This is a genomic window from Streptomyces sp. NPDC058674, assembly GCF_042716505.1.
GTDB lineage: Bacteria > Actinomycetota > Actinomycetes > Streptomycetales > Streptomycetaceae > Streptomyces.
This window is the reverse complement of record NZ_JBHXSC010000016.1, coordinates 17412-41527: the sequence shown is the minus strand read 5'-3', so window position 1 is coordinate 41527 and position 24116 is coordinate 17412. Positions and strand designations below refer to the sequence as shown.

Annotated in this window: 20 protein-coding genes; 9 read left to right on the top strand and 11 right to left on the bottom strand. The window is 74.1% G+C overall.

Annotated features, from left to right (window positions below):
* The first annotated feature begins 436 nt into the window (after positions 1–436).
* Complete coding sequence (locus ACFWU6_RS11290) at positions 437–2749, top strand: HelD family protein (protein ID WP_383980527.1); 2313 nt, start codon at positions 437–439, stop codon at positions 2747–2749.
* 77 nt (positions 2750–2826) lie between these two features.
* On the opposite strand, the gene ACFWU6_RS11285 is transcribed toward ACFWU6_RS11290, so the two are convergent.
* The 5 genes from ACFWU6_RS11285 to ACFWU6_RS11265 all read right to left on the bottom strand — a co-directional run bounded on the left by ACFWU6_RS11285 (position 2827) and on the right by ACFWU6_RS11265 (position 10184).
* On the bottom strand, positions 2827–4314 hold the full coding sequence (locus ACFWU6_RS11285; protein WP_383801793.1) for an FUSC family protein: 1488 nt from the start codon (positions 4312–4314) through the stop codon (positions 2827–2829).
* Between the two features lie 373 nt (positions 4315–4687).
* Positions 4688–5242 (bottom strand): hypothetical protein, encoded by a 555-nt coding sequence (locus tag ACFWU6_RS11280; protein WP_383980525.1) that lies wholly within the window; start codon positions 5240–5242, stop codon positions 4688–4690.
* Positions 5239–7590 carry an AAA family ATPase gene (locus tag ACFWU6_RS11275; protein ID WP_383980523.1) on the bottom strand — a complete coding sequence of 784 codons (2352 nt, stop codon included), beginning with the start codon at positions 7588–7590 and terminating at the stop codon, positions 5239–5241. The genes ACFWU6_RS11280 and ACFWU6_RS11275 overlap by 4 nt, the downstream gene beginning before the upstream one ends.
* Before the next feature lie 189 nt (positions 7591–7779).
* Positions 7780–9132, bottom strand: a complete 1353-nt coding sequence (locus ACFWU6_RS11270; protein ID WP_383801195.1) for a cytochrome P450 — start codon at positions 9130–9132, stop codon at positions 7780–7782.
* A gap of 14 nt (positions 9133–9146) precedes the next feature.
* A complete protein-coding gene (locus tag ACFWU6_RS11265; protein ID WP_383801192.1) occupies positions 9147–10184 on the bottom strand; it encodes a lyase in 1038 nt (345 codons plus the stop codon).
* Between the two features lie 291 nt (positions 10185–10475).
* Between ACFWU6_RS11265 and ACFWU6_RS11260 the strand changes: the two genes are divergently transcribed.
* A complete protein-coding gene (locus tag ACFWU6_RS11260) occupies positions 10476–11156 on the top strand; it encodes a hypothetical protein (RefSeq protein ID WP_383980522.1) in 681 nt (226 codons plus the stop codon).
* Between the two features lie 160 nt (positions 11157–11316).
* Here ACFWU6_RS11260 and ACFWU6_RS11255 read toward each other — a convergent pair whose 3' ends face one another.
* Genes ACFWU6_RS11255 through ACFWU6_RS11245 form a run of 3 tightly spaced genes read right to left on the bottom strand, consistent with a single transcriptional unit; the run spans position 11317 to position 13926 of the window.
* Entirely contained in the window at positions 11317–11745 is a 429-nt protein-coding gene (locus ACFWU6_RS11255; protein WP_383801190.1) for a universal stress protein, read from the bottom strand.
* A gap of 9 nt (positions 11746–11754) precedes the next feature.
* Complete coding sequence (locus tag ACFWU6_RS11250; protein ID WP_383801187.1) at positions 11755–13278, bottom strand: APC family permease; 1524 nt, start codon at positions 13276–13278, stop codon at positions 11755–11757.
* Between the two features lie 54 nt (positions 13279–13332).
* Positions 13333–13926, bottom strand: coding sequence for a histidine phosphatase family protein (locus ACFWU6_RS11245; RefSeq protein WP_383801184.1), 594 nt, complete (start codon positions 13924–13926; stop codon positions 13333–13335).
* A 195-nt stretch (positions 13927–14121) separates the two neighbouring features.
* On the opposite strand from ACFWU6_RS11245, the gene ACFWU6_RS11240 reads away from it, so the two are divergent.
* Positions 14122–14706: an RNA polymerase sigma factor gene (locus tag ACFWU6_RS11240; RefSeq protein WP_383801181.1), complete on the top strand. Its 585-nt coding sequence runs from the start codon at positions 14122–14124 to the stop codon at positions 14704–14706.
* On the opposite strand, the gene ACFWU6_RS11235 is transcribed toward ACFWU6_RS11240, so the two are convergent.
* From ACFWU6_RS11235 to ACFWU6_RS11225, 3 genes are read right to left on the bottom strand one after another with little or no spacing between them, the layout of a single operon-like run.
* Complete coding sequence (locus ACFWU6_RS11235) at positions 14630–15670, bottom strand: MerR family transcriptional regulator (protein WP_383980520.1); 1041 nt, start codon at positions 15668–15670, stop codon at positions 14630–14632. The genes ACFWU6_RS11240 and ACFWU6_RS11235 overlap by 77 nt on opposite strands.
* Before the next feature lie 36 nt (positions 15671–15706).
* Complete coding sequence (locus ACFWU6_RS11230; protein WP_383801175.1) at positions 15707–17083, bottom strand: cryptochrome/photolyase family protein; 1377 nt, start codon at positions 17081–17083, stop codon at positions 15707–15709.
* 16 nt (positions 17084–17099) lie between these two features.
* Positions 17100–18806 carry an SDR family oxidoreductase gene (locus tag ACFWU6_RS11225; protein WP_383801172.1) on the bottom strand — a complete coding sequence of 569 codons (1707 nt, stop codon included), beginning with the start codon at positions 18804–18806 and terminating at the stop codon, positions 17100–17102.
* A 313-nt stretch (positions 18807–19119) separates the two neighbouring features.
* On the opposite strand from ACFWU6_RS11225, the gene ACFWU6_RS11220 reads away from it, so the two are divergent.
* From ACFWU6_RS11220 to ACFWU6_RS11195, 6 genes are all read left to right on the top strand, one after another.
* A complete protein-coding gene (locus tag ACFWU6_RS11220) occupies positions 19120–19599 on the top strand; it encodes an Lrp/AsnC family transcriptional regulator (RefSeq protein ID WP_383801169.1) in 480 nt (159 codons plus the stop codon).
* Between the two features lie 45 nt (positions 19600–19644).
* Complete coding sequence (locus tag ACFWU6_RS11215; protein ID WP_383801166.1) at positions 19645–20322, top strand: HAD family hydrolase; 678 nt, start codon at positions 19645–19647, stop codon at positions 20320–20322.
* 197 nt (positions 20323–20519) lie between these two features.
* The gene (locus ACFWU6_RS11210; protein ID WP_383980518.1) at positions 20520–21884 is read left to right on the top strand and encodes a cytochrome P450; all 1365 of its coding nucleotides are present in this window, start codon (positions 20520–20522) and stop codon (positions 21882–21884) included.
* 115 nt (positions 21885–21999) lie between these two features.
* Positions 22000–22251 (top strand): hypothetical protein, encoded by a 252-nt coding sequence (locus tag ACFWU6_RS11205; RefSeq protein WP_383801161.1) that lies wholly within the window; start codon positions 22000–22002, stop codon positions 22249–22251.
* Between the two features lie 17 nt (positions 22252–22268).
* On the top strand, positions 22269–22742 hold the full coding sequence (locus ACFWU6_RS11200; RefSeq protein WP_383801159.1) for a hypothetical protein: 474 nt from the start codon (positions 22269–22271) through the stop codon (positions 22740–22742).
* 133 nt (positions 22743–22875) lie between these two features.
* Positions 22876–23952 (top strand): FAD-dependent oxidoreductase, encoded by a 1077-nt coding sequence (locus ACFWU6_RS11195; RefSeq protein ID WP_383980515.1) that lies wholly within the window; start codon positions 22876–22878, stop codon positions 23950–23952.
* The last annotated feature ends 164 nt before the right edge of the window (positions 23953–24116 follow it).

Below are 24116 nucleotides of genomic sequence, written 5' to 3'. Positions count from 1 at the left end.
GATGAGCAACCACCCTTTGTACATGCAGCAGCTCAGCGGCGTGGGACAGACACCATGGGAACACTCTTCCGAGTGGTCTTGGCCGAAGGGGCCGCCAGGAGGAATCGACAGCGCGTACGATGCGGCCCCGTCCGGGAGTTGACGGCGCTCCGTCCGGCCCGCACGGTCAGGTGCAGGCACGGCTCACGCAGAGCGCCCGCCCCCCGGCGGCCGGCCTCCCGCCGCAGAGGGTGGTGTCGAACCCGCAGAGGGCGCCGCCGGCAGGAGCGTGCGCGGTGGCCAGGGGGCCCACGGTACGCAAAAAATCCCCCGGTCGAATTGGCTGGGCCAATTGACTACCGAGGGAGGGGAGAGCGTATATTGGTCAATTCATGACTTCGCGGAAACGGAGACATGAAGAAGCACACAAGGGCACTGTATCGCGGCGGGAGCGCAATTGTCAACCGAGGAATTCCGGAAAGAGCAGCAATTCGTCACCGGCCTCTATCGCCGCCTCGACGACCTGCGCGACCAGGCCGTACAGGCGGTCGAAGGAGCCTTGCGGGCCGTGGGCTCAGGAGGGCAGGCCCGACTGGAACGGGACGTCCTGGTCGCCGGGCAATCCGGCCTGCTGTCCGCCCTGAACGCCGGGGAGAACGGCCTGTGTTTCGGCCGTCTGGAATTCTCCGACGGCCGCGACCACCACATCGGCAGGCTCGGAATCCGCGCCGACGACACCGAGCGCACCCCCCTGGTCCTCGACTGGCGCGCGGACGTGGCGCGCCCCTTCTACCTCGCCACCGGCCACACCCCCATGGGGCTGCGCCGACGCCGGCACATCAGCACCCGGGGGCGGACGGTCACCGCCCTGCACGACGAGATCCTCGACCTCGCCGACGAGGAGCGCACCGGGCACGAGGGCTCCGACGCGGACGCCGTGCTGCTCGCCGCGCTCGACGCCGCCCGGACGGGCCGGATGCACGACATCGTGCGCACCATCCAGGCCGAGCAGGACCGGGTGATCCGCTCCACCCACCGAGGGGTGCTGGTCGTCGAGGGCGGTCCCGGCACCGGCAAGACCGCGGTGGCCCTGCACCGCGCCGCCTACCTGCTGTACGCCCACCGCGAGCTGCTCGCCAGGCGCGGAGTGCTGATCGTCGGCCCCGGCCAGGCCTTCCTGGGCTACATCGGAGGGGTCCTTCCCGCGCTCGGCGAGACCGGTGTCCTCCTCGCCACCCCCGGGGAGCTCTTCCCCGGAGTCCGGGCCACGGGAGTCGACCGTCCCGGCGCCGCCGCGGTGAAGGGGCGGGTACGGATGGCCCAGGTGCTGGCCGGGGTCGTCGCCGACCGGCAGCGCCTGCCGGAGACCCTGCCGGCGGGCACCGGCGAGGAGTACGACACCGTGCCCGAGCCCGCTCTGGAGATCGACCACGACGACTACGGGGTGCTCCTGCTGGACCGCACGATGGCCCACGAGGCGCGCGACGGCGCCCGCGCCACCGGCCTGCCGCACAACGAGGCGCGGCCCGCCTTCGCCTTCCGCGTCATCGACGCCCTGACGGCCCAGCTCGCGGACCGGCTGGGCGCCGATCCGTACGGCGGGCCGAACCTGCTGGGCGCCGACGACGTCGCACAGCTCGGCAAGGAGATCGCGACGAGCGGCGCGGTGCACGCCGCGATCGACACCCTGTGGCCCTCCCTCACCCCCGAGCAGCTGCTCCGGGACTTCCTGGCCGAGCCCACCCACCTGTGCGCCGAGGAGGCGGCGCTGATCCGCCGCGAGGACACCGGCTCCCCCGCGTGGACCCCGGCGGACGTACCGCTCCTGGACGAGGCGGCCGAGCTGCTCGGGGAGGACGACAGCGCCCGGCGGGCCGCGGAGGTACGGGAGCGGGAGCGGCGCGTCGCGTACGCGCAGGGGGTGCTGGACCTGTCGCAGGGCTCGGAGTCGTACGAGTTCGAGGACGAGGAGAACGAGTTCCTCGCGGCGCACGACATCGTCGACGCCGAGCGGATGGCCGAGTGGTACGAGGAGGCCGATCACCGCAGTACCGCCGAACGGGCCGCGGCGGACCGGACCTGGGCCTTCGGGCACGTCATCGTGGACGAGGCGCAGGAGCTGTCGGAGATGGCGTGGCGACTGCTGATGCGGCGCTGCCCGACCCGGTCGATGACCCTGGTCGGCGATCCGGCGCAGACGGCCGAGGAGGCCGGCTGCGGTGCGTGGGAGAGCGTCCTCGCCCCGTACGTGGGCGACCGCTGGGAGTTGGTCAGGCTGGGGGTCAACTACCGGACGCCCGCCGAGGTCATGGAGGTGGCGGCCGCGGTGCTGCGGGACCGCGATCCGTCGTTCGAGCCGCCCCGCTCGGTACGGTCCACCGGGGTGCGGCCGTGGGCGCGCGCGGCCGGGGACCTGGCGGGGGCGGCGGCGGAGGCGGTGGCGGAGGCCGTGGCGCGTGAGCGTCCGGCCGGGGGGCGCATCGCGGTGATCGCGCCGCGGGAGCTGCACGCCGGGCTGGCCGCGGTCCTGCCGGACCTGCGGGAGGGCGCCGAGCCGGACCTGACCCGGCCCGTGGTGCTCCTCGACCCGCGGCAGGCCAAGGGGCTGGAATTCGACACGGTGGTCGTGGTGGAGCCGGCCGACTTCCCGCCGAGCGACCTGTATGTGGCGTTGACCCGGGCGACCCAGTCCCTCGGCGTGGTGCACACCACCGGCCGGTTGCCGGCCGGGTTGGAGCGGGCGCCGGACGGGCTCCTGCACCGCCGCTGACGCCGCCGGCCGGGGGGCCGGCCGGCGGCGGGCGGGCCCCGGTCGCCGCCGGACGCGGTACCGGGGCCGCGGGCGGGTCAGGCGCGGACGAGCGGGCTGCGGGGATCGCTGCGCAGCGGAGCCGACAGGTCCGCGAGCGCACGCTCGATGCCGTGCAGGTGGCGCAGGGCCGGGGGCTCGGTGGCCGCGGGGCGGGCCGTCGTGGGCCGTTCCAGCTCCTGCTCGCCCGCGGTGAGCGCCTCCACGGCGGCCTCCACCCGCCAGCAGGCTGCCGCCAGCCGGGCGTCGTGCGAGGCGGCCGGGTCGGCGGCCACCGCGGCCAGGCCGCGGACCTCGCGCGCGCACTCGTCCAGCAGGGCGATGACCTGGAGGGCCCGGGCCTTGCGGGCGCGCAGCGGGCTGAGCGGGTGCACCAGCGGCGCCAGCGCCATCCGTACCCGTGCCAGCAGCAGCTCCAGTTCGGCGGCGTGCGGGGCGGGGTCGGCCGAGGCCGAACCGGCGAGGCGGGCCGCCGCTTCGCCGGTGGCCGCGTGGACGCAGCGCAGCGCGCGCTGGATCCAGGCGTGGTTGGTGGCGTGCGTGGTGACGGGGAGCACCAGGACCACGGCGAGGGCGGCTCCGAGGGCGCCGATCGCGGTCTCCTGGAAGCGCAGCAGCAGCAGGCCGGGGTGCAGCACGCCGAGCAGTCCGTAGAGCAGCCCCGCCATGACGGTGACGAAGAACATCATCCAGGAGTACGAGGGGGCAGCGGTGTAGAAGATCCCGAAGACGCACACCGCGACCAGTGCGGCGGTGGGCGCGGGCGCTCCGTGCAGCGGTACGGCGATCAGCAGGCCCGCGGCGATGCCGGCGACGGTACCGACGACACGGCGGAAGCCGCGGACGAGGGTCTCGCCCCGCGAAGCGGTGTTCACGAAGATCCACCACGCGGTGCCGACGGCCCAGTACCAGCGGTCCTCGGACAGCGCCTGCCCGATGCCGAGGGCGAAGCCGCAGGCCAGAGTGGCCTGGAAGGCCTGGCGGGTGGTGGGCCGGGCGAGGCCCGAGCCGGGCAGTCCGGGCGGAGCGGCGGGGGGCGGGGTGCGGCGCTCGATGGGCCACAGCACGTAGCGGACGGCGGCGGAGGCCAGGAGCGCCAGTGCGACGGCGGCGTACAGCTCGGGCAGCTGGCCGGGGACGGCGTGGAGGAACTGGGTGACGAAGAACATCATGAAGCCGAAGATCCCCAGCGCGTGCCCCCTCGGGCCGAAGCGCCGGGCGTAGACCCCCGCGAACACCACGGCGAGGAAGGCGGCGTCGCGGGCGAGCGGCGCCCCGTGCAGGGTGGTGGCCAGCGCCAGTACCGGGAATCCCGCGACGGGAAGGAGGGCGGTGGTGGCCCGCTGGGCGGGGACGGTCGTGTCGAGCACGGTGAAGAGGGCGAGCAGGGCCGCCAGCCCCCCGGTGAGGGAAGCGGTCCGGGACAGGCCGCACAGCTCGGCGAGGGTGACGGCGGCGGCGACGCCGATGACCGCGCGCAGCGAATTCCTGAGTCTCGAACGCCCCGGGTCCGGAGCCACGAACATCCTCTTCACGGCGGTGTGCCGCCCCCCTCGCGATGGCGCACGCCGGCCCGCTGTCGCCCGGGGGTGGGGGGCGGCGAGCGGGCACGGCGAAGGCACCGCGCTCCGGACCGGCCTCGTTGCCGTCCGGCACCGCGCGGCGCCGAATGTACATGGATACGACACAGATAAGCATCCATGGGCCCACTGGCTCAAGTCGGGAGCGCTCGGCTGGTCCATTGGCCCAGCCGATCGGGCCGCTCATCGGCCGCCGGGGTGCCATCGGACCTCCTTCCCGCCGACCGGACGGAACGGGACGCGGGCCGCTGCGTCAGACGCAGCGGCCCGCGGGAGGTGCCCGCCGGCTGTGTGGTGTGCCGCCCGCGGGTCCCGGTGGTCAGATGCCGAGGGCCCTGCGGAGGCCGAGCCGGTCGGTGCCCAGTTTGGTGAAGACGGCGGACAGCAGCTCCGAGACCGCGTGGGGGTCGATGCGCATCTCCCTGGCGATCGCCTGACCGTCGAGGCCGAGAGCGGCGTGCCGGGCCGCCGCGCTCTCCGCCACCGTCAGGGCGTCCCGTTCGGAGGAGTAGAGACGCCGGGGACGCAGGCCCGCCGACGCGAGCTGGGCCCGGGCGCGGCTCGCGAGCGCGTCGGCACCGCAGGCCGTGGCGGTCTCCATGCCGCGGTACAGCTGCTGGGCGGCCCGGTGCGGATCGCCCATGGTGTGCAGCGCCGTGCCGTGGTCGACGAGCGCGTGGGCGAGTTCGCAGGCGGCCGGGGACTGTTCGAGGTGCTCCACCGCCTCCTGGAGCAGGACGACCGCCTGGGAGGGGTCCGCGGCCGTCGCGGCGACGCGCAGGGCGTGGCCGATCACGCTGGACGCCCCGAAGGACCGGGCGCGTGCCACCGCTTCGTTCGCCGTGGCCCGTGCCTGTCCCGGATCGTGGGTCACCTGGGCGAGGGCCAGGTCGAGCTGCCAGGGGCTCCACGACGGGTTTCGCGTGCCGCGGAGGTCGAGGCGCTTGCCCGCCGCGGTGAGGTGCCTCTCCGCGTCGTCGATCCGGCCCTGGGCCAGGAGGAGCTTGCCCCATACGGCCTGGGGGTCGGGGTAGACGACGGCCTTGGGGAAGCCGTCCGCCAGCTTGTAGCTACGGGCGACCTGCGCGGCCTCGGTGACGTTGCCGCGGGCGAGCAGCGTCTCGATGAGGGTGCCGACCGCGTACCACTGGGCCGGGATGCCGTGTCCGATGCGGTCGGCGATCTGCAGACCGTTGCGGACGAAGTCCTCGGCCTCGGCGAGCCGTCCGCGCCGGTACCGGACGTAGCCGAGCAGGGTGTAGACGAACGACAGGTGCGCGCCGCGCCAGCCCTTCTCCTCGAACTCCACGATGGCGCTGTTGAAGAGCTCCTCGGCACGGCCCGGCTGGTCGCAGTACATGAGGGTGACGGCGCCACGACGGCCGGGACCTCGAAGCCGAAGTCCTGGTCGGTCCAGCTGAGGCCGCCGGTCAGCGCCTGGTCGGCGTAGTCCAGGGAGACCGCGACGGGTTCGCCGCGCATGGCGGCGTCCCAGGACCGCAGCCCGAGGATGTGGCGCTCGGCCAGGCCGCGGCCGGTGAGCCGCTTGGCGAACTGGGAGAGCAGCCGGGACCGGGCGGGTGAGTTCTCCTCGTCGAAGCGGACCGAGTTCCACTTGAACTGTTCGGCCTGCATCCGCAGCCGGGTGCGGGAGCTGGTGGCGCCGCGGGCCTCTTCGGCCAGGAGCTCGGCGGCCGCCCCCAGCTGACCGGTGTGCGCGAGCGCCTGGGCCAGCCGGTACGTGATCGCCTCCCGCAGGCCCTGTTCGGTCTTGGGCTCCTCCAGCGCGGTCCTGAGCTGGTTGATGGTGGTGCCGGGATCGTGCAGGAGGTTGGCGGAGCCGAGCTCGAAGAGCACCTCGGCCCGGTCCTCGACGTCCGGCGGTTCGCGCAGCGCCCGCGCCAGGTAGCGCCGCGCCGCGTCGGGCGCGCCCGCGGAGAAGCTCTCGCGCGCCGCCTGGCGCAGTTGCTGCACGACCCAGGGATCGCCGTCGGGGTGCATCTCCAGCAGGTGGCGGGCTGCGGCCGCGGCTCCGTGCCCGTCGTCGACCAGGGCCTGGGCGGCCATCCCGTGCATGGCGACGCGCACACCGGGCGGGATGGACCGGTAGACGGCGGTGGCGATGAGGGGGTGGAAGAACTCCACCACGTCCGTGCGGCGCAGGCTGGGGAGGACGGTCAGGATGCGGGCCGTGTGCAGTTGGTCGATGGCCTCGGCGGTCTGTGCCTCACCGAGGGCGGCGACGCTCCCGACGATGCCGGTGGGAATCCCCGTGCCCAGGACCGCGGCGGCCCAGGCGAGCCGGACGGTGGACGTCCCGAGCTGCTCCATGCGCTCGATCAGGCCGCTGCCCTTGACGGCGGAGGCGAGGTCCCGCAGCTGCGGGATGTTTTCCTGGTGCGGCTTCAGCCCTCGGTCGCGGCCCTTCATGGCCAGCTCGACGACCTCGAAGGGGTTGCCGCCGGTGATCGCCCAGCACTCCCGGCAGAACACGTCGTCGGCGTTCTCGCCGAGGGTGTCGCGGACGATGCGCGCCACCGCGCCGGTGCTGAGCGAGGCCAGCTCGTGCGGCCGGGTTCCCTGGCGGCCCATCAGGGCGCGCAGGGAGGCGGCGTCGGCGGGGATCTCGTCCGGACGGCAGGCCACCATGATCAGCATGGCCAGTTCCTCGGCCCGGGCGGCGAAGGCGGTCAGCCACGCCAGGGACTCAGCGTCCGCCCAGTGCGCGTCGTCGAGGACCAGGACCACCGGGGCGCTGCGGACCGTCAGATGGGTGACGACCCAGTCGAGGCCGTCGCGCACTCCCTGCGGGTCGGGCGCCGCCGGCCCCTTCGGGGCGGCCGTCAGGCCGAGGGCCGGGGCGATGATGCCGTACCAGTTGCCGAGGACGTCGCGGCGTTCCTCCTCGGTCATCGCGGCGAACGTCGGCTGGATGAGCTGGCGCATCACGTGGAACGGCACCTGCCGCTCCTGCTCGCCGCCGCGTGCGAAGAGCACGGTGCAGCCGCGCTCGACTGCGTGCCGCCGGGCCTCGGCCAGCAGGGTGGTCTTGCCTATCCCACCCGATCCCGCGAAGGTCAGTACGCCTCCGCGGCGCGTGGCCGAACCGTTGTCCGGAACGCCGAAGAGATCGTCCACCGAGCGGTGGATCGCCAGAATTTCGGATTCCCGTTCGAGCAGTGGCTGGGGAGCCCGCCCTTTGGGTTCCGTGACATGTGACATTCCTGCCCCCTCCTGCGCGTGCGGCCGAGTGTACGGCCCGGGGGCGAGATGTTGCTGCTTAAAGTTATTATTGCGGCATCTCGCCAATCCTTACGAGGGTAATCCTGTAGCCTCTGCCGACTTCCGTGCGGGGCAGTGCCAAAGGTTGGCGGGAATCACCCTCCGACAAGCGGGCTCGATCGGATTCCGTCACCGGCGCGGGACGGGAATCATGGGGAGCTCACTGGGCTGGGGTATCCCCGCAGGCACCTCGCGCACCGTCACTCCCGGAGCGGGGGCGAGGTGCCACCGGGTGGCCACGGTCGCCAGCGCGGTCAGGATCTCCGCCACCGCGAAGGAATCGCCGATGCACTTGTGCTGGCCCGCGCCGAACGGGACGTAGCGGTGGTCGCGCGGCCGGTCCTTGGCGCCCTCCTGCCACCGGTCCGGATCGAAGACCGCGGGGTCGCGGAACAGCGCCGGGTCCCGGTGCAACGCGTAGGGGCTGTAGGCCACTTCGGCTCCGGCCGGGATCGAGACGCCGCCCAGGGTGAGGGGGGCCAGCGACCGCCGGGTGAAGAGCAGGGGCGAATGCAGCCGCAGCGCCTCCTGGAAGACGCTGTTCGCGTACGTCAGTTTCGCGAGGTCGTCGGGGCGGACGGAGCGCGTGCCCACCACCGCGTCCACCTCGGCGTGCAGACGCGCCTCCACCTCGGGGTGGCGCCCCAGTTCGTGGAAGATCCAGGCCAGCGTGGTCGCCGAGGTCTCCGTACCGGCGAACATGATGGCGATCACCTCGTCGCGCACCTGCTCGGCGCTCATCGCCGCCCCCGTGTCGGCGTCCACGCTGGACAGCAGCAGGGAGAGGAGGTCGTGACGGTCCTCCTCGTCGGCGCCGTACTGCGCGATCACCTCGTCGATGATCCGGCGCAGGCGCGCCGCGGCCGCGTCGAACCGCCGGTTGAGCGGGATCGGCAGCCGGTCCAGCGACTTGGGCATGACCGCGCGTACGAGCATGCCCTCCAGGACGACGGGCAGCGACCGGTGCACCTCCGCGACGGCGGGCCGGCTCAGATCGCCGGAGAAGATCATCTCGGCGACCGAGGACAGCGCGTACCGGCGCGTCTCGGTGACCATCGAGACCTCCCGGCCCGCGGTCCACGACGCGGCCATCTCCTCCGCCTGCCGGCTCATCACCTCGGCGTACTCGGCGATGTGGTTCCGGTGGAAGGCCGGCTGGATCATGCGGCGCTGCTTGCGGTGGAACTCGCCGTCGGTGGTGACGAGGCCGTTTCCGAACATGGGGCGAAGCCGGTCGAAGACCCGGCCGCGGCCGAACTTCTGCGCCTGCTGGACGAGTACGGCGTGCACGTGGTCCGGGCTCGTGAGGACGTGGACCGGCCAGGTGCCTATGTCGAGCCGTACGATCTCGCCGTGCTCCCGCAAGGACTCCAGGAACGCGATCGGCTGCCGCCACAACTGCAGCACGTGGCCCAGGACCGGTAACCGGCCCGGAGCCGCCGGGGCGTTGACCGCTGGTGCCGGATCCTCGAGATGTGCCATGGACCGACTCCCCGTCATGCCACCGAGACCAGATCCGGGCGGGTGTAGGCAGACTCCAGCCCGGCAGCGAACCGTTCGTCGCTGTACCGCGTGCACTCGTAACGCTGCCACAGATCCGCGCCGATCATCCAGTCTTCGTAACTCCGCACGCATCGGGAGACCGCTGCACGCAGGGCCGGATCCGCCACCGGATCGGCGTCCAGGGTCCGGAACAGCCGCCGCTCCGCGGCCAGGTACTCCTCTATGCGGGCCTGGATGCGGCCCTCGACCGAGCGGACCGCGTCGGAGAGCGAGCACCCCTCCCAGGAGGAGATGAGCGAGACGAGGTTGTTGTTGTCCCCGCAGGACAGCTCCTTCGGCAGGGAGAACACGTCGTTCCCCCAGGAGATCACGTCCAGCGCGCTCGCGATGAGTTCACGGAAATCGGGGAGGTCGCGGACCTCCTGCGGGAGGTCGACGCCCAGTCCGGCCTCCACCATGTCCATCATCGGCAGCAACTGGGAGCTGTGGCGCCGCATCAGGACGTAGTCCTCGACGTCCGGGCGTCCGCCAGCGCCGCGGTTGCCCGCCTCCTGGTCCAAGGAGTGCAGCATGAGCGCGACATGGGCCCGGTAGCGGGCCGCGGTCCCCGCGGACATCCCGGCCGTGATGCGGTCGCACAGCTCGATGAATCCGTTGACCAGCGGATTCCGGCGCGATTGCGGGCTGCCGGTCCGCCCCGTCTCCAGGTGCTCGGTGATCGCGGCGGTGACGGGCCGCCACGCGGCGACCTCGCCCGTCCTGATGAGGTGGTCGTGCTGGTCGTCCAGGACGAACGACCAGGCCATCCACTCGGCGAGCAGCACGATGCGCTCGTACGGCACGTCACCGCTCACCCGGCCCGCGAGATGGCCGCAGCCGATGCCGGAGAACTGCTCCACGGCCTCGGTGACGAGCTCGTGGCGTACCACCCACTGGGTGGCCTCCGCATTGGCCCGGGCGGCCAGCGGATGCTTGGAGTTCCCGAAGGGGAGGTGGAAATCGGGAACGGAGAAAGAGTTGAGCTGGGTCATTGATCCCCCAAGAAAAAGAGCCTGATTCACCAATAACCGCTCAATATGACATCGCGACCGCCGCGACCCGCAACCACCCCTCCGACGCAGCACCACCGTGGCGGCGCGCTGCGGCCGCCGGAGCGAAGCGGTCGCGGAGCGACCAGATCCCGCCGACGGACGACCACATCAGGCCACCCGTGTAAGTAATTAACCCTCAGAGCGCAGCGCACTGTCAATGTAGGATGAGAGAAGATACTGAATTCATCCTGAAAATACCGAACGTGTATCCATTCGGAATATGCGCGCGGCATGGTCGGGCTGCCGCGCGGGGGCGCCGACCGCATGGACCGGGCCGTCCGGGAGGGGTGGGGCATGGTCGAGCGCCGTCCGGAGGACCCGGATGACGGCCGGGAGGCCGATGTCCTGGGGAGCTACCTGGAGGTCCTGCGGGGGCGCCTGGAGGGGGAGCACTTCGAGGCGGTGGTCCGCGCCGTCCACACCACGTGCGCCCTGCTCGGAGAAGGCCTCGGGAAAGGCTCCCGGGCCGTGCTCCCGGTGGCCGCGGAGGGCCTGCTCGCCCCCGAGCTGCAGCGCGAGTACCTGTCCCTCATGGCGGTCATGATCACGGGACACCTCGACCACCGGCTGGTCGAAGTGGCCGCCCCCGGGGGCGGTACCGGCTGGGCGGTCGTGGAGAACACCCCCGTCCGGCGGGTGGAAGGGCCGGCGGACCCCGGCCGCGGAGCGGCCGGCGGCGGTCCCCCGCAGGACACCGCGGAGACGGGCCACCGGCCCCGCCGCGCTCCCGGGTTCCGCCCGGGGCGACCGGTGGCCTCGGCGGGCAGCGCTTCCGTCGCGCCGGGCAGGTGTGGCACGGACCCGCATTCGACTCCGTCCACACCGGTCACGCGGGAGGCGTTTTCCGACACGGGCGACGCCCCGGTCCTTTCCGCAGGGTCGAGCGCCGTCCGGGACGCGGATTTCGCGTGAATGCGCGGGCGCGGCAATTCCGTCGGCCCACCGTGTATGCCGACCGCCCGCATGCGGCGCCGCGAGGCCGGTCCCGCGCACTTCGCGATATCCACGACGGAAGGCGCCGTGGCCCTTTCCGCGCGGGCGTTCCTGTTCGAACGGGTCGGCCGCTCGGAGGTCAGCCGGGCGGGGCGGCCTCGGTCGGCACGCACAGGACGGGCACCGGTGACAGGTGCAGCAGCTTGTGCGGCGTGGACCCGAGCAGGGCGCCGCGGATGGGGCTGTCACCCCAGCTGCCGACGATGATGACCCGCGCACGGTGGCGCTCGGCGGCCGCGAGCAGCGCCTGGGCGGGCTTGTCGTCGACCACCTCGACCGTCGAGGGCACGCCGGCCTCGTCGGCGGCCTCCACCGCGTGGGACAGGGCGCTGCGGCCCGCCTGCCGGACGGCTTCGCGGTGGGCCCGGTACTCCTCGCCGCCGGGGCCCGGGGCAGCGGCTCCGTAGACGAGGACCAGGGGCTCGCCGAAGGCCGCCGCCACCTCCAGCGCCACGTGCAGGGCCCGCTCTGCGCCGGGCGATTCGTCGTACCCCAGGACGACGGACATCGGGCCTCCTCAGGTTGGTTCGCGCGTGCCGTGTACGAGGTCCGGGTCGGCCACGCCGCGCCGCTCCTGCCAGAACCTGCCGTCGCGCAGCCGCCAGAAGCACATGACGAGCACGCCCACGACGGCGATGGCGATGCCGATGACCAGCGGCGGCCCCAGCCCGAACCAGGAGACCCCGCTCGCGGAGTTCTCCGGGTCGGACATGTCGGCGACCGACTCCACCAGCAGCCAGGCCAGCAGCCCGGCCCCGAGCAGCGGTCCGGCGCCGATGAGCACGAAGTTGTGCAGGTTCTCCAGGAGGTGGCGGCGGTAGTAGATCGCACAGGCCAGCCCGGTGAGCGCGTAGTAGAACGCGATGAGCAGGGAGAGCGCGGTCAGCGAGTCCAGCAGCGCGTTCTCGCTGATCTGGTTGACCACGAGGTACCAGCCGATCGCGATGCCGGCCACCCACCACGTGCTCACGTCGGGCGTGCGGAACCGCGGGTGGATGTGTGCGAGCGGCGGGGGCAGGGCGTGGCGCCGGGCCATGGACAGGGCGGTCCGGGACGCCGGGATGATCGTGGTCTGCGTGGAGGCCAGCGCGGAGGTGCAGACGGCGAGGAGGACCACCCAGTCCCAGCCGCCCATGACCTCGTGGGCGAGGACCGCGAAGACGGCCTCCTCCTCCCCCGCGTTCTCGGCGAGGAAGGCCGTACCGGCGTAGGCGACGACGGCGAAGCCCACCGAGAGGTAGGTCACCAGCAGCACCACGGTCGACCAGATGCCGGCCTTGCCCGGTGCCGTGGCCGAGTCCTCGACCTCCTCGGTGAGGTTGACCGCCGACTCCCAGCCCCAGTAGATGAACACGCCGAGCAGCAGACCGCCGGTGAGGGCGGCGCCGCCGGCCCCGAAGGGGTTGAGCCAGGCCGCCGAGGGCTTGATCGCGTCGAGGGTGCCGGTGCCCGCGTAGACGCGGTAGAGGGCCACCACGGCGAAGACCAGCAGGAAGAAGACCTGGGCGAGGATCAGGACGTTCTGCAGCTTGGCGGACATCTCGGTGCCGATGACGCAGACGGCGGTCATGGCGAGGATCACCAGCACGGCGAGGGTCTGGCGGATCAGCGCGTCGGTGGCCCAGCCGTCGAGACCCGCGGCGAGCAGGCCGAAGTGGACGGCCACGTCGGCGAGCGAGCCGATGACGAGCACACCGGTCATGGCGATCGCCCAGCCGCCGAGCCAGCCCGCCCAGGGCCCCATGGCCCGGGTGACCCAGGAGAAGGTCGTCCCGCAGTCCTGGTCGACCTTGTTGAGGTAGTAGAAGGCCGCGGCGATCAGCAGCATCGGCACGAAGGAGGCCAGCATCACGCCGGGGGCGTAGATCCCGGCCAGCGCCACGATCGGGCCGATCACGGCGGCCAGCGAGTACGCGGGCGATGTGGAGTTCAGGCCGATGACGAGCGCGTCGAGGAACCCGATCGCGTTGGCCTTCAGCCCCGCTTCAGGGATTCCGGTCTCCGGTCCGCCACCACTGCCCGCACCGTCGTCGTGGGCCATGTACGCATCGTCGCCCCGGCTCCGCCCGCGCGCGAGGCGGGACGGCCGGCGGGGTCAGGGGCGGGTGTTCCAGCCGGCGATCACGGGCAGGCCGTGTTCCGTGGAGAGCATGCTGACGGTGCCGGTGCGCAGCAGGAACAACCGGCCCTCCTCCGGTGCGAGGCGCAGGTAGCGGGCCGTGAGGACGCGCAGGAAGTGGCCGTGGGCCACCAGCACGGCATCCCCCGCGTCCGCGCGGAGCACCGGGGCGATCCGGTCCAGGACCCGGTCCGCCCGCTCGCCCACCTGGGCGGCGCTCTCGCCCGGATGCGCGGCGTCGCCGGCCGGGACGCCGTCGGTCCACAGGGACCAGTCGGGTGCCGTCCGGCGGATCTCGGCGGTGGTGACCCCCTCGTAGCCGCCGTAGTCCCACTCGTACAGGTCGGGATCGGTCACGCCGCCGGTGAGGCCGGCGAGCTGCGCGGTGGCCACGGCCCGCCGCAGCGGGCTGGTCAGCACGAGCGCCGGGCGCCGGTCCTGGAAGTACGGGGCGAGCGAGACGGCCTCCTCGACCCCGCGTGCGGTCAACGGTACGTCGGTGCGCCCCGTGTGCCGCCCGTTGGCGCTCCACTCGGTCTCACCGTGCCTCACCAGCAGCAGGTCGCTCATCCTCCGGACCCTATGCCCTGCCGACCGTCCGGCATGTCGGCGCCCCCCGGCCGCGGGGACCTGTCACTCTCGGGCGCCATGGAACCACGCGCGGGCCGGATGAGGCCCCGGAACCGGGCTCCCCGGGCGTCCCGGAAAATCGATGCGAAAACGCTGCGAGTTGGCCCCGCGGGTCGCGCTGGCGAGGCTCGGGCCATGGACGACGAGGAGCGTGAGGAACGCGTCACGGCCGGTTTCACGGCGGGTGACGAGGGCTGCATGGAGGCGGTCTACCGGCGCTGGCGGCCCCTGGTGCACTCCCTGGCCCGGCGGTCGCTGGGCGACGAGCGGGAGGCGGAGGACGTCACCCAGCAGGTCTTCCTGGCCGCCTGGCGCGGCCGGAACGGCTACCGGCCGGGGCCCGGCGGCCTGGGCGCCTGGCTCACCGGCATCACCCGGCACAAGGTGGCGGACGCCCTGGAGGCGCGGACCCGGCGGGCACGGGCGGCCGCGGCGGCGGCCCGCGCCTTCCCCGCCCTCGTCCCGCGCCCCGGCGGGCACGCCTGGCCGGAACCGGAGCCGGAGCGGGTCGTGGACCGGGTCACGGTCCTGGGGGAACTGTCGCGCCTGCCCTCGGCGCAGCAGCGGGTCCTGCACCTGGCCTTCTACGGGGACCTCACCCAGACCCAGATCGCGGCCCGCACCGGTCTGCCCCTGGGCACCGTCAAGAGCCATATGCGGCGGGCGCTGCACGGGCTGCGCCAGTCGCTGGAGGCGCGCCCGCTGCCAGCGCAACGATGACGTCGACGCCCGAGCGCAGCCCGAACAACCGCTCGGTGCGCGGGTCCTGGACCCCCGACGCCCAGCCGGGACCTGCGAGCAGCAGGGCGGAGTGCCCGCGGGCGCCGCGCAGCCCCCACTCGATGGCGGCCACCGACCGCACCAGGGCACGGTCGGCCGTCACCCGGGACTGGGACCACAGCACCACGGCCCGCGGGCCGGTGCGCCGGACGGCGTCGTGCAGCGCCTCCGCGGGCAGTGCCGCGCCGAACATCCGGACGGACAGGCCGCGTTCGCCGAGTGCCGCGGCCAGCGCCTCCATCGGCAGGCTGTGCTGCTCGCCGGGGACGCAGGCCAGCAGCACCGGCGGGACGCCCGGCCGGCCCGGCGCGGTCCGGACCCGGCGCAGGGCCGAGGAGACGTACCAGGACAGCAGGTGCTCCACCTCCACGTAACGCTCCCCGGCCGAGGCCCACTTGCGGCCCACCGCGTGCAGGGTGGGCGCGATGACCTCCTCCCACGCGGTGACGAGGCCGTGCTCCGCGAGGGCGGCGTCCAGCAGTTCCTCCACGGCGGGCGCGTCCAGTCGTACGGCGGCCCGCGCGAGCCCCCGGCACTCCGGGCGGACCTCGCCCAGGGGAAGGGAGTTGGGTCCGCCGGGGGCCCGGGCCGGCTCCGATCCCCCGACCGGGGCCGCGGGGAAGGCAACCCGGGTGTCCCGGGCCGCGTCCCGGGCGGCGCGGGCGGCCTCGGCCGGCGGTACGCCCTGCGCGGTGAGCCGGCACATCAGTTCCAGGCGGGCGATGTCCTGCGGGGTCCAGCGGCGGTGGCGTCCGTCCTCGCGGCGGGCCGGGCCGATGGCGTACCGGCGCTCCCAGGAGCGCAGGGTGGTGGGCGAGACCCCCAGGCGCCGGGCGACGGCTCCGGTGCTCAGCGGGGCGTCGGGGAGGTCCTGCGGCGGTGTGGTCGGCGGCACGGTGCGCACCCGCTCACGATACGTCCGGCGCCGGACGGGGTGTGCTCACGCGTTACCCCGTCCCTGCCGGAAGCGGTCGAGGCCGTCGGAGAGCTCCACCAGCGGCTCCGGGTAGTCGTACCGCGCCCGCTCCGCGCCCTGGAGCCGCCAGGGCTCGTGGACGCGCGGGGCGGCGAGCCCGGCGAGCTCCGGCACCCAGCGGTGCACGTACGCGCCGTCGGGGTCGTAGCGCTGGCCTTGGCGGACCGGGTTGAGGACGCGGTTGGGCCGGGTGTCCGTACCGGTGCCGGCCACCCACTGCCAGTTGAGCTGGTTGTTGGCGAGGTCCCCGTCCACGAGGAGCTCCAGGAAGTGGCGGGCTCCGACCCGCCAGTCCACGTACAGGGTCTTCGCCAGGAAGCTCGCGGCGACCAGCCGGCCGCGGTTGTGCATCCAGCCCTCGTGGCGCAGCTGGCGCATCGCGGCGTCGACCACGGGGTAGCCGGTGCGGCCCTCCTTCCACGCCTCGGTCTCCTCCTCGGCGGCGGGGCCGGTGCGCCAGTGGTCCTGGCGGGTCCGGTAGTCCTGGTGGGCCGCCCGGGGCCGGGCGGCCAGCACCTGGTGGTGGAAGTCGCGCCAGCACAGCTGCCGGACGAAGGCCTCGGCGCCGGGGCCCCCGGCGGCGCGGGCGCGGTGCACGGCCTCGGTGGGCGAGAGGGAGCCGAAGTGCAGGTGCGGGGAGAGCCGGGAGGTGGCGTCGCCGGCCAGGTCGTCGTGGACGTCCTCGTAGCGCGCGATGCCGGAGCGCAGCCAGGTGCTCAGGAGCCTGCGGGCCTCGGTCTCGCCGCCGCGGGCGAGGCCCGGTGAGGCGCCGGTGACGGCGCTGCGCGCGGGGAGCGGCTCGGAGCCGACGCCGTCGGGGACGCGGACGTCGCGCGGGGCGCTGCCGACGGGCCGCAGCGGCGTGTCGGCCCAGCGGCGGGAGTAAGGGGTGAAGACGGCGAAGTGGTCGGACCCGGCGGGGGTGACGGCTCCGGGGGCGACGGCGTTGACCACCATGTCGTGCACGTACAGCCGGCGCCCCTCGGCTTCGAGGGCGGCGCGCAGGCGTTCCTCGCGGGCGTGGGCGTAGGCGCTGACGCCGGCGGACATGTGGACCTCGTCGGCGTCGGTCTCCCGGACGAGGGCGGCCGTCTCGGCGACGACGTCGCCGGAGCGCACGACCAGGCGGCCGCCGCGTTCGCGCAGGCCGGAGTCGAGGTCGGCCAGGCAGTCGGCGAGGAACGCCTGCCGGTTGGGCGAGGCGAAGCCGGGGGCGGCCTCGACGGCGCGGTCGCGGATGAAGAGGGGAACGATCCGGTCGCTGGAGGAGAGGGCCGCGCGCAGCGGCGGATGGTCGTGCAGGCGAAGGTCGGACGTGTACAGGACCACCGCGACGTTCATGGGCTCTCGCTCCGCGTCAATGCTGTGGGGGACGGCTGTCTACGGGTACTTCGGGGACGGGATTCCGATCGGATGCGGCGGGGTCCTGCGGGCGGTCCCGGCGTTCGGCCGCGCGGGCGATGTTGCGGGCCATGCCGCCGAAGACGAGGGCGTGGAAGGGGGAGACGCTCCACCAGTACATGTGTCCGAGGAGCCCGTGGGGGTGGAACAGGGCCCGCTGCCGGTACCGGGTCCGGGTCGTGCCGGGACCCGGCGCCCCGTTGACGGGCGTAGGACCGGCCGGGGCGGCCGACGGGGCACCGGTCGGGGCGGCCGCGCCCGGGGTGGCTGCCGAGTGGGGTTCCGCTCCGGCGGCGGGGGCCCGCGCCGGTTCGCCCTCCCCGTCGGAGGCGGCCCGGCAGGGCTCGGCGTACATCTCCAGCCAGGCCAGGCCCGGCAGCCGCATCTCGGCGCGCAGGCGCAGCAGGCGGCCCGGTTCGATCTCCTCCACCCGCCAGAAGTCGAGGGAGTCCCCGACCCGCAGCCGGGCCGCGTCGCGCCGCCCGCGGCGGATGCCGACACCGCCGGCGAGCCGGTCCAGCCAGCCCCGTACGGACCAGGCCAGCGGGAGGGAGTACCAGCCGTTCTCCCCGCCGATGCCCTCCACCACCCGCCACAGCGCCTCGGGCGAGGCGTCGACGTCCCGTTCCCGCTCGTCGGAGTAGAGACTGCCGCCGGCCCAGTCCGGGTCGGTGGGCAGCGGGTCGCTCGGGGCGCCCGGTACGGAGGCCGAGGACCACCGGGTGTCCACCTTGGCCTCCCGCACCCGCCGCAGGGCCAGCACGAGGGCCTGGTCGAAGCCGATGGGGGCGCCCTGCGGGTCGGGGACGTACCGGGCGATGTCGTGCTCGGCGCAGACCACCTCGTGGCGCAGGGACTCGGCCAGCGGCCGGGCCAGCGCCCGCGGCACCGGGGTGACCAGGCCGATCCAGTGGCTGGACAGCCGGGGGGTCAGCATCGGGACCCTCAGGATGAGCCGTTTGGGCAGCTCCGCCACCAGCGCGTAGCGGCGCATCATCTCCTCGTACGTGAGCACGTCCGGGCCGCCGATGTCGAAGGCCCGGTCGACCTCGGGCGGCATGGTGGCGCTGCCGACGAGGTAGCGCAGGACGTCCCGGACGGCGATGGGCTGGCAGCGGGTGCCGACCCAGCTCGGGGTCACCATGACGGGCAGCCGCTCGGTGAGGTAGCGCAGCATCTCGAAGGAGGCCGAGCCGGAGCCGATGATGACGGCGGCGCGCAGCACGGTGGCCGGGACCGCGCCCGCGAGGAGGATCTCGCCGACCTCGGAGCGGGAGCGCAGGTGCGGGGAGAGCTCCCGGGCCGGGATGCCGTCGGGGATGAGGCCGCCGAGGTAGACGACACGGCGCACGCCGGCCGCGTGGGCCTGTTCGGCGAAGATCCGGGCGGCGGCGCGGTCGCGCTCCTCGAAGCCGGAACCGCCGCCGAGGGCGTGGACCAGGTAGTACGCCACGTCGATGCCCTGGAGGGCGGCCGCGACCGACTCCGCGTCGGTGGCGTCGCCGGCCACGACCTCGGCCCGGCCGGCCCAGGGGTGGTCGCGCAGTTTCGCCGGGGTCCGCGCCAGGCAGCGGACCCGGTGTCCGGCGTCGAGCAGTTCGGGCACCAGTCGGCCGCCGATGTAGCCGGTGGCTCCGGTGACCAGGCAGTTCAGGCCCGTCATGGCTGTCTCCGCTCCGTGTCGTCCCGTACGTGTCTTCCGGTGGGCGGGCCCGATCGGATGCGCCGCTCCCCCGTCCCGCGCCCGCGAACCGCGTGTCCCGGCCCGGGACCGGTGCCGCTACCGACACTCACACCGGACGGCCGGAAGCACCACCGGAAGTACCGCGGGAAGGTCCAGCGGAGGCACTGGCCGGAGCACGGTCGCAGCGCGGTCGCAGCACGCCGTTCCCGGGGGCGTCGCGGTGCGGTGCGGTGCGGTGCCGTCCGGACGGCGGGCGCGGCCGGGGCTCGGGGGGCGTTGGTACAGTCGCCGCATGGCGGTGGACGAGCTCGACACCAAGATCCTGCGCCTGCTGATCGAGCAGCCGCGCACCAGCGTGCGCGAGTACGCACGCCTCCTCGGTGTCGCGCGCGGCACCCTGCAGGCCCGGCTGGAACGCCTGGAGCGGACCGGGGTGATCACCGGCACCGGTCCCGTGCTCTCCCCCGCCGCGCTCGGGCATCCGGTGCTCGCCTTCGTGCACATCGAGGTCACGCAGGGCCACCTGGACGACGTGGGGGACGCCCTGGCCGCCGTGCCGGAAATCATCGAGGCCTTTTCGATCACGGGCGGCGGAGACCTGCTGACGCGCGTCGCGGCCCGCGACAACGCGCACTTGGAAGACGTCATCCAGCGCCTGATCCAGCTCCCCGGGGTGGTCCGCACCCGTACCGAGGTCGCCCTGCGCGAGCGGGTGGCGCACCGGCTGCTGCCGCTGGTCGAGTCCGTGGGGCGGGCCGCGCGCACCACCTGACAGAATGGTCTAGACAGGACACGACCGGCAGGACGGGCACAGCGGATGTTCTCCGTCATATTCGATCTCGACGGCACCCTCGTGGACAGCGAGCCGAACTACTACGAGTCCGGGCGCCGCACCCTGGAACGGCACGGCGTCCCGGACTTCACGTGGGAGCAGCACTCCCGCTTCATCGGCATCGGCACCCTGGAGACCCTGGAGATCCTCAAGGCCCGGTACGGGATCGCGGCCCCGGTGGAGCAACTGCTTGCCGAGCAGAACGCCGCCTACCTGGCGCTGGCCCGCGCCCGGACCGAGGTCTTCCCCGAGATGCGCGCGTTCGTGGAGCGCCTGCACCGCGCCGGCGTGCCGATGGCGGTGGCCTCCGGGTCCTCGCGGGAGGCGATCGACGCCGTGCTGGCCGGCACCGGCCTGGACGCGCAGCTGACCACCGCGGTCTCCGCCGAGGAGGTCGCGCACGGCAAGCCGGCGCCGGACGTGTTCCTGGAGGCGGCCCGCCGGCTCGGCTCCGAGCCGACGGACTGCGTGGTCGTCGAGGACGCGGCGCCGGGTGCGCTGGCCGCGCGTGCGGCGGGCATGGACTGCGTGGCGGTGCCCTACGTGGCGGCGACGGCGCACGATCCGGCCTTCGCGGACGTCGGGCTCCTCTTCCCGGGCGGGCAGGGCGAGTTCAGCGCCGAAGCCGCGCACGACTGGCTGACGGCACGGCGGACCGGCTGAGCGGCTGGGCGGCTGCGCGGCTGGGCCAGGGGGCCGGGCGCCGAGCCTGCTGACGGCGCGGCGGGGACCGGGGCCGGGCGCTGGGGCCTGGCGCTGGGGCCGGGCGCTGGGGGCGGGCGCTGGGGGCGGGCGCTGGGGGCGGAACCGTCCGGCGCGCTCCCCTGGTGCCCGGCGCGGTCCGCTGCCACCATGCCCGGGTGACCGCCACCCTGCTGCCGCCCCCGGGCGCCGAGCGCGGACCGCGCCGGTGGCCCCTCCTCGGCAATCTCCCCGCCTTCGCCCGCGATCCGCTGGGCTTCTTCGAGTCCCTGCGGGACGACTACGGCGACTGGGTGCCGTGGGCGCTGGGTCCCCGGCGCAATGTGCTGGTCTCCCGCCCCGAGCACGCCGGCGAACTGCTCGGCGCCGTCGAATCCTCCTTCAAGCCGACCGAACTGGGTTGGGCCTTCCGCCAGTTACTGGGCAACGGAGTGGTCGTCGCCACCGGGGACGACTGGCGCCGCAAACGGGCGCTGGTCCAGCCCGCGGTGCGGCCGCGCCAGGTGCGCGCGTACGCCGCCACCATGGTGGAGTGCGCGGACGCGCTGGCCCGCGGTTGGAGCGACGGGCAACGGATCGACGTGCACCGGGAGATGGCCGGGCTCACCCAGCGGATCGCGGTGCGCACGCTGTTCGGGAGTGACGCAGCGGGCCGGGAGGCTCCCATCAGCGCGGCCATGGCCACGGCGCAGCGCGAGCTGGGAGCCGAGTTCCGGGGGCTCACGCTCTTCCTGCCGCCGTGGGTGCGGACCCCCGGTCGGCGCCGGATGCGGGCGGCGGTGGCGGTCCTGGACCGGGAGATCGAGCACGTCGTACGAGAGCACGAGGCGGCCTCGGCGGCCGGGGCGGAGCGGGACGACCTGCTGGGCCGACTGCTCGCCGCCCGCGACGAACAGGGCGGCCCGCTCTCCCGCAGAGAACTGCGGGACGAGTCCATCACCCTCTACATAGGCGGCCACGAGACGACCTCCACCACGCTGACCTGGGCCTGGCAACTGCTGTCGGGGGCGCCCGCGGCCCTGGGCCGGCTGGCCGAGGAGCTGGACCGGGTCCTGGGCGGGCGGCTGCCGAGGTACGAGGACTATCCGAAGCTGACCTGGACGCAGCAGGTGGTCAAGGAGGCCCTGCGGCTCTACCCGCCGATCTGGCTGATCTCGGCGGTGGCCGCGGAGGGCGCGAGCATCGGCGGGCGGGCGGTGCCCGCGGGGACCTCCGTGTGGGCCAGCCCGTGGTCGGTGCACCGGGACGCGCGGTGGTTCCCCGACCCGGAGGCCTTCCGCCCCGAGCGGTGGGACGCGGACGCCCCGCATCCGGTGCCGGAACACGCCTGGTTCCCCTTCGGCGGCGGCCCCCGGGCGTGCCTGGGCGCACGGTTCGCCCTGGTGGAGGCGGCGCTCGTGCTCGCCGTGCTGGGGCAGCGGTTCCACCTGGACACGGGGGCGCGGCGGGCCGGGGTGTTCCCCGGCCTCACCCTGCAACCGGTCGGCCCGGTCCCGGCGACGCTCCGCGCAGCCCGCTCCTAGGCCGGGAGGGTCCACAACTGCCCCTGGAAACTGCCTCTTCCGGCGGAGCGCCGGGCATACCGTCCCGGTACAGGACAGCGGCGGAGCCTCCGTCGCCGACACCGGGAGAGACCTCATGAAGAAGAACAAGCTGGCAGCCGGCGGCGCCGCGGCCGTGATCGCGGTGGGCATCGCGATCACGGCGGTGGGCGCCGCGAACGCGACCGAGGCCGCGCCGAGCAGCTCCGCGCGCATCACCTCCGTGGAGCAGCTGCACCAGAACCTCGCGCAGGCCGTGGAACAGGAGCAGGCCCTCGGGCTCCAGGGCACCATCGGCGGACCCGTCGGCAAGGCGCTGGACGCCTCGCACGACGCGATCGACGGCTGACGGGCCGGGTGAGCACCGTGGGATCCGATCCGTCCGCGGCCGCGCCGGCCACCTGGTGTCCGAGCGGCGACGCCCGGTCTCCCGAGTCCGTCGTCCTCGGCGTCCGTTCGGGGAGCGACGGCCGGGTGACCTACCTCGCCGACCCGGTTCCGGCGTCCGAGGTGCTCGGCGCCGTCCCCGAGGGGATCGAGCCGACCCGCGTCCTGCGGTTTGCCTCGCACTGCGTCACCGGCTGCGCCAACCGCCGGGGCAACGACTGCACCCTGGTGGAACGGGTGCTGACGCTGCCGCCCGCGGCGGAGGACCGCGCGGTCCCACGGTGCCACCTGCGCTCTCGGTGCCAGTGGTGGCAGCAGACGGGCGTCGACGCCTGCCACCGCTGCCCGGCCATCACCACCGCGAGCTTCAAGGAGGACGAGCTGGCCACGCTGGTCGCCGACCCGTCCACGACCCCGGAGCAGCTGCAGGCCTGGATCAGCGCCTCCGCCTGAGCGGTACCCCGGTGGCGGCCGACCCTGCCGGGGCCCCGGCCTGCCGTACCCGGCGGGTGACCGGTGCCGGCCTCTCGCGGCCCGGCCGGCCGTAGCCGGGAAGTTCCCCGGGCCCCCGTCGGTTGGTAGAACCGTGAACGACATCGCACGGGACGTGGACGTGGTGGTCATCGGCGCCGGGCAGGCGGGCCTGTCCACCGCGTACCACCTCACCCGGGCGGGGGTGGACCACGTGGTCCTGGACCATGCGCCCCGCCCGGGCGGGGCCTGGCAGTTCCGCTGGCCCTCGCTCACCTACGGCAGGGTGCACGGGATGCACGCCCTGCCCGGCATGGAACTGACCGGGGCGGACCCGCTGCGGCCCTCGTCCGAGGTGGTCGGGGAGTACTTCGCCGCGTACGAGGACCACTTCGGCCTGCGCGTACGCCGTCCCGTGGACGTCTCCGCGGTGCGCGACGCGGGGGACGGCCGGCTCCGGGTGGAGACCTCCGCCGGTACCTGGTCGGCCCGGGCCCTGGTCAACGCCACCGGCACCTGGGACCGGCCCTTCTGGCCCCGCTACCCCGGCCAGGAGACCTTCCGCGGGCGCCAGCTGCACACCGCGAACTATCCGGGGCCGCAGGAGTTCGCCGGGGCGCGGGTGATCGTGGTCGGCGGCGGCACCTCCGCGGTACAGCACCTGCTGGAGATGTCAGAGGTGGCGGAGAGGACCGTCTGGGTGACTCGACGGCCGCCGGTCTTCCACGACGGAGGCTTCGGCGAGGCCGAGGGCCGGGCCGCGGTGGCCCTGGTGGACGAGCGAGTGCGCCGGGGCCTGCCTCCGCAGAGCGTCGTCAGCGTGACCGGGCTCCCGCTGAACGACGCGGTCCGCGCCGGGCTCGCCTCGGGGGTGCTGGACCGCAGAGCGCTGTTCGACCGCATCACCCCCGACGGCGCCGTCTGGGCCGACGGCGGCCGGGTCGGGGCGGACGTGATCCTGTGGGCCACCGGTTTCCGCGCGGCCGTGGAGCACCTGGCCCCGCTGCATCTGCGCGAGCCGGGGGGCGGCATCCGGGTGGAGGGGACCAGGGCCGTCCGGGACGAGCGGATCCACCTGGTGGGGTACGGCCCGTCGGCGTCCACGATCGGGGCCAACCGCGCGGGCGGCGCCGCGGTCCGCGAGCTCCGCCGCCTCCTGAACCGCGCCGCGGCGGCGACCACCGCGCTGTAGCGCGTCCGACGGGGAGGGCCGGTGACCGCCGGTGACCGCCGGAGACCCGCGGCAGGGCGGTCAGGCGGTCAGGCGGTCAGGCGGTCAGACAAGAAGGAGCCGCTGCCGGTCCGCCTTGCTGCCGTCCGCCGTCGCCGTCCGGGTGGCGAACCGCCGGTTCGCGG